This is a genomic window from Novosphingobium sp. ST904 (assembly GCF_001298105.1).
Taxonomy (GTDB): domain Bacteria; phylum Pseudomonadota; class Alphaproteobacteria; order Sphingomonadales; family Sphingomonadaceae; genus Novosphingobium.
On the sequence record NZ_LGJH01000120.1, the window covers coordinates 33961 to 44561 of the forward strand.

Consider the following 10601-nt stretch of genomic DNA (forward strand, 5'->3'; position numbering starts at 1 on the left):
GATTACCTTCCGAAGCTTTGCCGGACAGGGGGTTCCCCGAATATAGACCTGCCCCCTCGATGCGCAGCCTTGCCACACGAAGCGGAACAATTCGGTAGCGCAGCCTAACGAGTGGCGCGATCCTATGACGATCCCAATGTTAGGATCGAGCGGGCATGCCTACGTGCGACCGCGTCACGATCCGCCCCGTACCCTCCGCCAAGCGTGCTTGCCAACGGGATCGACCGCTGCCGGGCTGCGTGTGACACTATCTGGTCACGCTCCACCAATCCGGCATCGGTCAGCGCCAACCGCCCCAAGCGGTCATCCACATGCGCATCCACACCCGCCTGCAGCAGGATGAGGTCCGGCCGGAAATCCTCCAGCGCCCCGGTCAGCGTGCGCTTCAGGATGTCCAGATAGACCGTGTCATCCGTCAGGTCGGGCAACGCAATATCCAGGGTGGAGCGCGCCTTTCGGGTGGGGAAGTTCTTTTCCACGTGCAGGGAGAGGGTGAATATATCGCCGCGCCCCGCCGTCAACGCGGCGGTACCGTCCCCTTGGTGGACGTCCAGGTCGAGGATCAGGATGCGCTTTGCATCGCCTTCCTCGATCAGCCTGTTCGCGGCGACCGCGAGGTCGTTGAAAACGCAGTACCCGGCTCCGGTATCCGCAAGGGCGTGGTGGCTGCCGCCGGCGCTGTTGGCGGCGTAGCCATGGCGTAGCGCCAGCTTGGCAGCCAGCCACGTCCCGCCTGGCGAAAGTTGCGATCTTCGCGAAATGCTTTCGTCGATCGGGAACCCTATCCTGCGCTCTTTGGCCGCTGCCACTCTGCACGCAATGATTTCCTCGACATAGCCGGGATCATGGACCGCTTCGAGCCAGGCTCTCGGCATGATGTCCGGGACGTGCACCTTCATCGGCACACCGCTCTCGCGAAGCGCATCCATCACCCGCGCATACTTGTCGTGGCGAAAGGTGCCTTCGCCTCTCGCCGGGACGACATAGTCGGGATGGTGGACAACATGCAGCATAGTGGGAGCCCCGAAAAACAAAGGGGAAGCCGATCGGCTTCCCCTCCCCTGCATCATCCCAGGGTCTTGGCCATCAAGCGCTCCAGCCGCTGGGCAAAGGCTCGTGGATCGGCCGGAGCTTCTCCCTCCGCAATACGCGCCTCGTCGAGGAGCAGGAATGCGATATCCCGCCGCTCATCCTCGCTCGCCGTGGACTGCTCCAGTCTGGCGATGAGCGCATGGCGCGCATTCACTTCCAGCACGGGCTTTTCGCGTTCGGGCGCACGGCCGGCGGCGGCCAGCATCTTCTCAAGCTGAAGATCCATGGCGTTGTCCGGCGCCACGATGCACACCGCGCTGGTGGTCAACCGGTCGGAGATGCGGACGTCAGAAACATGATCCGCCAGCACCTCCCTGGCAAAGGCGACGAACCCGCTGACATCCTCTGCCGGGGGCGATGCATCTGCGCTCTCCTCGGCCAGAGGGATCAGGCTGAGGTCGCTAGCGCCCTGCGTCACCGACTTGAAGGGTTTGCCTTCATAATCGACGCCCATCGTCGTCCAGAAATTGTCGACCTGGTCGGGCAGCAGCAAGACTTCGATACCCCGCGCCTTAAACCCTTCGAGCTGGGGAGACGTCGCGATCCGATCGAGGTCATCGCCCGTGGCGTAGAAGATGGCGGTCTGGTTTTCCTTCAGCGCCGCGACATAATCCTTGAGCGAGCGCCACTCGCCGTCCGATGCCGTGGTCTTGAACCTGGCGAGCCCGAGCAACTGAGCGCGCCGCTCGTAGTCCTCGTAAAGCCCCTCCTTGAGGACAGCCCCGAAGTTGCTCCAGATCGCTGCATAGCGATCGGCATCGCTCAACGAGAGCTTCTCCAGTTCCGAAAGGACGCGATTGCTCACGCCTTTCTGGATGGCGGACAACACGGGGCTTTCCTGGATCATCTCGCGCGACATGTTGAGCGGGACGTCCGCGGAATCGACAAGGCCGCGCACGAACCGCAGATAGCGCGGGAGAATCTCCGCTTCATCGGTGATGAAGACCCTTCGGACATAGAGCTTGATGCGGCCATTGCGGTCGGGATCGAACAGGTCGAAAGGCTTGCTCTCCGGGATAAAGGTCAGCACCGAATACTCGTGCCGCCCTTCGGCCCGGTAGTGCAATGTCACTGCCGGTTTGTCGAACTGCCCCGCCACGCTGCGATAGAAGTCGGCATAGTCGTCCTCGGTGATGTCCGACTTCGCCTTGGTCCACAGCGCCGCGCCGTCGGCAAGCTGCCGTGCTTCTTCCTCGCTGCCGGCTTCCTCAAGGAAAATCGCCACCGGCACATGGCCGGACTGCGCCTTGACGATCCGTTCGATGGTGTGAAGCTCGGCATAGCTTTTCGCCTCATCGAGCAGGGTGAGCCTAACTCGCGTTCCGCGCAGGGGAGCGGCAGCGGGATCGGCCGGAGCTATGGTGTACGTGCCCGAACCATCGGATGCCCAGCTGGCCGCCTCGTCCTCACCAGCGCGGCGGGAGACGACCTCGACTTTCCCGGCGACCATGAAGGCCGAATAGAAGCCCACGCCGAACTGGCCGATGAGCTGCTGTCCTTCACCGTTCTTGTCGGCAGAGAGCCTGTCCATGAACGCCTTCGTCCCTGAACGGGCGATGGTACCCAGGGTCTCGGCCATATCGGCGGCGGTCATGCCGATGCCATTGTCGGTGACGGTGAGTGTTCCGGCGTCCTTGTCGAGCGTCACGGTAATGCGCGGTTGCGGATCGTCGCCGAGCAGTTCCGGGCGGGAAATCGCTTCGTAGCGCAGCTTCTCACAGGCATCGGCCGCGTTCGAGATAAGCTCGCGCAGGAAGACGTCCCGGTCCGAATAGACCGCGTGGACCATCATGTGCAGGAGCTTGGAAACATCCGCCTCGAAAGCGCGGGTCTCAGGAGCTTTAACCGTCTCAGTCGTCATCGTGTCTTTGGCTCACATGTTTCAGATTTACGCCAGCCAGATGGAATGGATCGCTTCCACGTTCAAGAGGGCCTGCCTCGGGACACCCGGGTGGGCCCGGGAACCCAAAGCTAAACCAGCGTGCAGTACGTCAGCCTTCGCTATTTAGGTGCTCCAAAAACTATTGCGCCCAGCGCCTGGCATGTTGGCCGACGTCCGTCGCTGCTGCTGAACATGGCGGTGAGCTAGGGTCAGGACCCATTGATGTGAGAGCGCGATCTGATTCAAGCTCCGTGAGGAGACTGATAATGAGCACCTGTACTGGCTGACGGACGAGCAGATGGCGCGTCTGCGGCCCTATTTCCCCAAGAGCCACGGCAAGCCCCGCGTTGATGATCGGCGGGTGTTGAGCGGCATCGTTTTCGTCAATCGCAATGGGCTGCGCTGGTGTGATACGCCCAAGGACTATGGTCCGCACGAGACGTTGTATAATCGCTGGAAGTGCTGGGGCGAGATGGGCGTCTTCCTCCGCATGATGGAACGATTGGCGGTCGAGGGTGCCGATCCGAAGACGGTCATGATCGATGCGACCTATTTGAAGGCACACCGCACGGCATCGAGCCTGCGGGTTAAAAAGGGGATCTCAGGCGCCTGATCGGTCGCACGAAAGGCGGTATGAACACGAAGCTTCACGCCGTCACTGACGCCAATGGCCGCCCGCTCAGCTTCTTCATGACCGCTGGGCAGGTCAGCGACTACACAGGGGCGGCAGCGCTTTTGGACGACCTGCCAAAGGCGCGCTGGATGCTGGGCGACCGGGGCTATGACGCCGACTGGTTCAGGGACGCCTTGCAGGCGGAGGGTATCGAACCCTGCATCCCGGGCCGAAAATCCCGGATCCAGCCCGTCAAATAGGACAAGCGTCGGTACCGACGCCGCAGCCGCATCGAGATCATGTTCGGACGCCTGAAGGACTGGCGCCGCGTCGCCACACGCTATGATCGATGTCCGACAGCTTTCTTTTCCGCCATCGCGCTCGCCGCCACCGTCATCTTCTGGCTCTGATCAGTGAGTCCTGACCCTAGACGCGCACCCAGTGCCTCTATTGAGCGACGTTAACGGTCTAGAATCCCGCCATTGAACAGCCCCCTTCTATTGTGCGTCGGTGGCTGAACCGGAGCAATGGCCGCACAGATCTTATCGTTTTTGCTTCATGCGTCATCCGTCGTTTGGGCCGCTGTATGGCGATGGGTCCCCAAGGCTTCGGGGCCGCCGCTGGATTGTTCGCGGCTTTCGTTCTCCATGGTTACCTACAGTCTCGTCTGCGGAAGCGACACGACGCAGAAAATCGCGACGCGAGGGTCAGTGATCGTGGCCGGCTCCGGGCAGCGAGACAGCGAAACGCACCTGCATTGCCTGCCTGCAGTGGCGCAAATAGCGGCAGCTTGGGCTGGCGGCAGGACCGGTGCCGCCTAAGGGAAACCTCCAAGCCCTGCTGATCGGCTCGAGCCACGGAACGTGCGACCGAACCGCGCATTTCAGAAAGCGATCGGAGAACGCGATGACCTACTCCACCAGGATGACGGCGATGGCCAGGCTCGGCTTCGCAGCACGGGGCCTTGTCTATATCCTCATCGGATGGCTTGCTTTCGACGCGTCGCGGACGGGCGCCGAGCCAAGTGACAATCAAGGCGCGCTCGGCAGTCTGGCGGAGACCGCTCTCGGCAGGGTCGTCCTCGGCATTTGCGCTGTCGGGTTTGCCAGTTATGCGATCTGGCGATTCACCGAGGCAGCCATGGATCCGGAAGGTCGGAGCCAGAGCGCAAAAGGCAGGCTGGAACGCGCAGCTTACGTGATCAGCGGCGCGGCGAATGCGTCTCTCAGTTTAATTGCCGGAAAGCTCGCCCTCCAGCAGTCTCGTGCCGAGCATGGAAGCCCTGGAGACCAGAGCGCGCAGAGCTGGTCGGGTTGGCTCCTCGATCATCCAGGGGGCGTTCCCCTTCTCATTACAGTTGGCATAATCCTGTTCGCGACGGCATTTACGCAGGCGGTCAAATCATACAAGGCGACGTTCGACGAAATGAACGGCGACGTGCCCGCGCCAGCCTATGTCCGGTGGATCGGCCGGATCGGCTATGCCGCCCGGGCAATCGTATTCGCGATCATCGGTTGGCTGGTGCTTTCTGCGGCGCTCCATCACGATCCGAAGCGGGCTGGGGGATTGGGCGATGCGCTGAGCGAACTACGCTCACAACCGGAAGGCGCCTTACTGCTGGCCATCGTCGGTGTCGGCCTTGGTCTATTCGGCATCTTCAGCCTGGTCGAAGCCCGCTTCCGGCGGTTAAAGGTAGCTAAGCCAAAGATCGCGATCAGCGCCTAAAATCTGTCGCGGGTTCCCTAGCCCATAAGATCGCAGCGCGCCCGATATACCGTTCGAGGCCCCCAGCGCGCTGTGGCAGACGTGCCTTCCCCGAGTAGCTGGGGTTGGCGCTCTCGGTCGCGGCTGCACGATATGGGCAATTGGACGACTGGGTCTCAACACACGCCGCACAGCCATGCGCCTGGCAAGATTGTTTCCGTGGGCAACACGGCCCTGATTTAGCTGATGATTGCAAGGTGCCGGCTTACCAGTTTGCGCCGGTCCATTTATGCAAGGAAATGAAAACGACCTCGCCACGGCTGTGACGAGGTCGTTTCGTTGATGGGGCGCCTCGGTGGCGGATGCGCCCTATCAATCCCTAAAATGGTCTGAGTAAGCCAGTTCATGACCCGAGGCCGGCCTGCTTACCTTGAACTCAAAAGTCTAAGATCACACCGGTATTAGCCGGTTGCTATCGCAGTCGGAGGTTCCGGCTGAGTTCGCAGCCGAAATCTACCGTTGGCCGTGCTATCCGCTTCTGGGGATGCCACGGAGCGGACGGGGTATTTTAGAAGCGGTAGCCGATCAGTGCAGCGACCTGATGGCGGTCGGGCTGAATGCCAGTGCTCTCGTAGTGGCCGTAGTCCGAATAGCGATACTCGAGGCGGGCCAGAAAACCAGACACGTTCGTTTCGACGCCGGCGCCCAGACGGTAGCCTTCGAGCTCGTCACTGCCAGTCACAAGGACGTTGGCATCTTCGTAGCTCGCCTTGACCTTGGCGTTTGTGTAGCCGCCCTTCGCATAGATTAGGAAGCCGGGGACGATTTCGCCGCCGAGACGGATGCCTGCGTAAAGGTCGCGGCCGGTTTTCAGCGAAGCGCGGTCGCCAAGCGTGAATACGTTCTCAACGCTCTCCTTGACGTTGGAATCGGCATACTCGCCCTCGACACCCAGAACGACGCCGTTGATGTTCTTGTCAAAACCGATGACGCCGCCGAAGAGAATGCCATCATCGCTACCCGAGCCGATCGGGGTTTCAATGTTGATATTGTCGTAGCCTGCCATCGCGGCGACGTAGGGACCGTCGAAGGCAACGCCAGCGTCCTGCGCCATTGCAGGAGCGGCGAACGAAGCTGCCAGGGTAACAGCCGAGACGGCGATCATATTTTTCATTATGGTAATTCCTGCACTCAATAACTTTGGCCGAAGCAGGGCCGCTCCTAGCGAGCTTGCGCCTCCTGAGAACCGTCTTCGGGCAATCCGGCGAAATTCATGAATGTTTTGTGACAGTTTAGCACCAGTACCGATGAGTCATGAACATCGCATTCGCTCAAGGCACCACCTGGGTCGCTCGCCGCCGATGGACTACCTAGAGCGGTTTTCGACCGTTCTGAATCGGTCTGGGATTCCCTTCGGGCGCGATTTCTGATTCAGAATCCGTGCTGGTGAAGGAGGCCGGCATGGATGGCTCTTTCGATGGATTTGCGCACTCGGCTGTTGGCAGCGGTGGACAGTGGATCGAGTTGCCGTGCTGCGGCGGCCCGGTTCGGTGTTGCACCATCAACGGCGGTCCGTTGGCGGGCACAGCAGCGCGAGACGGGTGACATAGCCCCAAAGCCGCGCGGCGGGGATATGCGCTCGCGGCGGGTGGAAGAGCGGGCAGCGGACATTCTGGCCATTTGGGAGGAGCGCAGGGACATCACCCTCGAAGAACTACGTCTGGCGCTTGCGGACAAGGGAATGGCCGTTTCCGTGGCCGGGCTACATCGCTTTTTTGTTCGCCGTGGCCTGACGCGCAAAAAAAGACAGGCCATGCGATAGAGCAAGATCGACCAGACGTCCTGAAACAGCGTCAGGACTGGTTCGAGGGTCAACTCGATCTCGAACCGGAGCGCCTGGTCTTCATCGACGAAACCTGGACCGCGACCAATATGACCCGCAGCCACGGACGTTGCCCGAAAGGCGAGCGACTGCGGATGGGCTTCCCGCACGGCCACCGCAAAACCACCACTCTCATCGCTGGCCTGCGCATGACTGGCATGGTCGCGCCCATGGTGCTCGATGGACCGATTAACGGTGACTGGTTCGAAGCCTACGTCGCTCAGGTCCTCGTCCCGGAACTGCGGCCCGGCGACGTCGTCATCATGGACAACCTGTCGAGCCACAAGCGCGCATCGGTGCAGGTGCTCATCGAGGCTGCAGGCGCAACCCTGCGCTTTCTCCCGCCCTACAGCCCAGACTTCAACCCGATCGAGAAAGCGTTCTCCCGCCTGGAGGCCATGCTCCGTAAAGCGGGCGAGCGAACGGTCAGCGGCCTGTGGAGCTTGATCGGCAAACTCTGAGGTGGTCTCGTTTTTCTGGACAGGATGCTAAGCTAATCTCGACCTGATGGATTGGTACGGGAATGAAGACGACGAGGAAGCGCTACAGCGCCGATTTCAAAGCCAAGGTGGCGCTGGAAGCGATCCGGGGTGACCTGACGCTGGCGGAGCTGGCAGCCAAGCACGGCGTGCACCACGCGATGATAGCATCGTGGAAACGCCAAGCGATCGACGGGATGGCTGGGACGTTCTCCGGGGTTGGCGACGTGGCCAAGGCCGTCACCGAAAGCGAGGTGGAAAAGCTGCACGCGAAGATCGGGCAACTGGTGGTGGAGCGGGATTTTTTGGCGAAAGCCTTCGGTCGATGAGCGTAGATCGGAGGCGAGCGATGGTGGAAGTTGCTCACAGCCGCCTGTCGATCTCGGCGCAATGCAATTTGCTACGGATCAGCCGCTCTTCCTATTACTACGCTCCGGTGCCGGAAACGGACGAGACGCTGGGACTGATGACGGTCATCGATGAGACTTTCATGGAATGCCCATGGTACGGCAGCCGCCAGATGGCGCGGCATCTGCGCCGGGCAGGTCATCAGGTAGGGCGCCGCCGGGCTCGACGGCTGATGGCGAAGATGGGCCTGACGCCGATCTACCAGCGGCCGCGCACGAGCGATCCGCACCCGCAGCACCGGGTCTATCCGTACCTGCTGCGCAAGTTGGTGATCGAGCGGCCCAATCACGTCTGGTGTGCCGACGTGACTTACATCGCGATGCGGCGCGGCTTCCTCTATCTGGTGGCGATCATGGACTGGGCGACGCGCAAGGTCTTGGCCTGGCGGTTGTCTAACACGATGGATGCCGGCTTCTGCGTGGCGGCGCTGGAGGAAGCGTTGGGCCGCTTCGGCAAGCCGGAGATCTTCAACACCGATCAGGGCAGCCAATTTACGTCGCAGGCCTTCACCAGCGTGCTGCGCGACGCCGAGGTCCGCATCAGCATGGACGGTCGGGGGCGGTGGATGGACAACGTCTTCATCGAGCGCCTGTGGCGATCCTTGAAGTACGAGTGCGTCTACCTCCATGCGTTCGAGACCGGCTCGGAGTTGCGTGCTGGCCTTGGCCGGTGGATCACCTATTATAACACCCAGCGTCCCCACTCGGGTCTTGCTGGGAAAACCCCGGCAGAGGCCTATGGGGGGTCCGGACAAGCAGATCATGGGGGGCATGCCCCCCATGATCTGATGATCAAGCAGGCGGCATGAACGACAATCGGGATTAGCTTAACTCAGCCGCCAAACTGTCCAAGAAGGCGGGACCACCTCACTCGTCGATATCTTCCAGCCTCAGGAATGCGCCAACTACTTCAGATCGTGCGGCTATGAACCAGAATGATCGAAAACTGCTCTAGTGAGTCATTGCGGCGCTCGCACGGACTATAGGTATCCGTCGTTCCGTTTCTCGAGTGTCGCGGGCCAAGCGATCTTGCAGCATTCTTCCAAAGATTGTTGGAGGCTTTCATGGAAGTCAGCCGGCGACCTCGCTCGGCGGAAGCTGGCGCATCGTTCATGCGAACCTTTCCTGTCCTGCAGTCGACTCCGGGACGTGGCCTCGTGATGGCCTCTCATATCTTGCCCCACGGGCGGTTCTTGCTTCGGTAAAGCAGCACGCGGCAACCCTTGCATTTCGCGAACTGGTCCACGTCGTCGGTCGCCAGGGTGCTACTGTCAGGGACATGCCATCTCACCAGGCAAAGGGACCGCCGGAGCATCGCGTGCAACACCTTAGCCTCTCCACCGCCCACGATTGTGGGCCGGTCCACGAGCAATTGCCATCGAGCAAATCAAGGCCCCCCCCCCTGAGACAAGGGGTAGGTCCAGGCCCCGGCCTCGTCTTCGGGTACCTGACCGCCAGGCACAAGAATCTTGCGCCTCGGGCCTGTAGGATTGGGAGTTCCCGTACCGCTTTCGCAGAAAGTAGCGTTAGGAAGTATTACGCTATATCAATAGTTTGCATATTTCTGCCAAATCGTGTTTCTTTGCAAATCAATGGCTTAATGTGACTTCAGGTTTTGAGCTTGCGTTTAAGCTTGCCGTCGTCCCGCTACTGCGACGCCGGCGTAGTGCTCGATGGGAAAGTGCAGTTTGCCGTGCATGTTGATATGGCGGAAGGCTACCGGCGCGATGTGCCCGAGATGCTCGGCCGGAAACCGATCCGCGCCCTCTCGGTCGACCACTTTCTGCATTGCCGCAGTGTTCCAGGCCATGACGATGTTGGTCAGCAGGGTAAGGGCTCCGGAGGTCGCGGCAACCTCGCGCAAGTTACGCGCGTGCTTGGCTTCAATCCGACCGGCGAAGATGGCGCGCTGAAGTTGGTGCACCGACTCGCCTTGTCCTAGGACGCGGTGCACTTCCCTGCGGAAGACCGGCTTTACAAGATAGTCGAGCAAGAACAAGCTGCGCAGCACTTTGCCAAGTAGCGTCCCGGCTTCGTAGACCGGCATGCCCTTCGCGGCGCTGCCGTGCCGTGCGATGATCGTCGCCGCAGAGCCATGTCCATTCTTAAGCGACAGGATTAAATGGAGCAGGCCATCCCAACCTTCTCGGGCAGCGCGGCTCACCCCAACTCGCTCAACCATGGGCTCCAAGCTCGCGGGCACGCTGACGTCGTGCGGCAGAAACAGCTTGCGGCTCGCAAGATCTGCCAGGCGTGGAGCAAGATCGAAGCCAAGGAGCTTGGCCGCTGCCATCGCGAAGTGCGTAAAGCCATGCGTGTCGACAGCGAGACGTTGGATTGCGATGATGTTTTGTTTCAAAGCTCCTTCAATGGCGACGCCCGCTTGCCGTTCGTTGAGCAGGACAGGTTGGTCATAGATCACAGCCCATCTGTCGCTGATGTGTGAGGTGGTCCCGCCTTCTTGGACAGTTTGGCGGCTGAGTTAAGCTAATCCCGGTTGTCGTTCATGCCGCCTGTTTGATCATCAGATCATGGGGGGCAT

Annotated in this window: 6 protein-coding genes and 2 pseudogenes; 4 read left to right on the forward strand and 4 right to left on the reverse strand. The window is 60.9% G+C overall.

The genetic code is table 11. The features are described 5' to 3' along the window. Positions 1–122: 122 nt before the first annotated feature. Together ADT71_RS05940 and htpG are read right to left on the reverse strand one after the other, a co-directional pair. Positions 123–1013, reverse strand: coding sequence for a histone deacetylase (locus ADT71_RS05940; protein WP_054435787.1), 891 nt, complete (start codon positions 1011–1013; stop codon positions 123–125). A gap of 53 nt (positions 1014–1066) precedes the next feature. After that, the gene (gene htpG, locus ADT71_RS05945) at positions 1067–2953 is read right to left on the reverse strand and encodes a molecular chaperone HtpG (RefSeq protein ID WP_054435788.1); all 1887 of its coding nucleotides are present in this window, start codon (positions 2951–2953) and stop codon (positions 1067–1069) included. A 319-nt stretch (positions 2954–3272) separates the two neighbouring features. On the opposite strand from htpG, the pseudogene ADT71_RS30115 reads away from it, so the two are divergent. Both ADT71_RS30115 and ADT71_RS05960 read left to right on the forward strand, forming a co-directional pair. Next, positions 3273–3997 (forward strand): annotated as a pseudogene (locus tag ADT71_RS30115) (IS5 family transposase). A 496-nt stretch (positions 3998–4493) separates the two neighbouring features. Beyond that, positions 4494–5312 (forward strand): DUF1206 domain-containing protein, encoded by an 819-nt coding sequence (locus tag ADT71_RS05960; RefSeq protein WP_054435790.1) that lies wholly within the window; start codon positions 4494–4496, stop codon positions 5310–5312. Positions 5313–5859: 547 nt separating this feature from the next. Here ADT71_RS05960 and ADT71_RS05965 read toward each other — a convergent pair. After that, on the reverse strand, positions 5860–6465 hold the full coding sequence (locus ADT71_RS05965; protein ID WP_082370180.1) for an outer membrane protein: 606 nt from the start codon (positions 6463–6465) through the stop codon (positions 5860–5862). A gap of 291 nt (positions 6466–6756) precedes the next feature. Here ADT71_RS05965 and ADT71_RS31175 point away from each other — a divergent pair. Both ADT71_RS31175 and ADT71_RS05985 read left to right on the forward strand, forming a co-directional pair. Continuing rightward, positions 6757–7631, forward strand: a pseudogene (locus ADT71_RS31175) (IS630 family transposase); the annotation flags it as partial. Between the two features lie 65 nt (positions 7632–7696). Then, positions 7697–8868 (forward strand): IS3 family transposase gene (locus ADT71_RS05985; RefSeq protein ID WP_369818182.1). Its coding sequence is split into 2 segments (ribosomal slippage): positions 7697–7961 and positions 7961–8868, totalling 1173 coding nucleotides; the frame shifts between segments, so codons are not numbered across the junction. Positions 8869–9686: 818 nt separating this feature from the next. Here ADT71_RS05985 and ADT71_RS05995 read toward each other — a convergent pair. Continuing rightward, on the reverse strand, positions 9687–10499 hold the full coding sequence (locus ADT71_RS05995) for a transposase (protein ID WP_255351611.1): 813 nt from the start codon (positions 10497–10499) through the stop codon (positions 9687–9689). Positions 10500–10601 lie beyond the last annotated feature (102 nt).

Bases quoted from the DNA above. Each gene is read 5' to 3' on its own strand.
- ADT71_RS05940 (WP_054435787.1), bottom strand. From the start codon at position 1,013: ATGCTGCATGTTGTCCACCATCCCGACTATGTCGTCCCGGCGAGAGGC.
- htpG (WP_054435788.1), bottom strand. From the start codon at position 2,953: ATGACGACTGAGACGGTTAAAGCTCCTGAGACCCGCGCTTTCGAGGCG.
- ADT71_RS05960 (WP_054435790.1), top strand. From the start codon at position 4,494: ATGACCTACTCCACCAGGATGACGGCGATGGCCAGGCTCGGCTTCGCA.
- ADT71_RS05965 (WP_082370180.1), bottom strand. From the start codon at position 6,465: ATGAAAAATATGATCGCCGTCTCGGCTGTTACCCTGGCAGCTTCGTTC.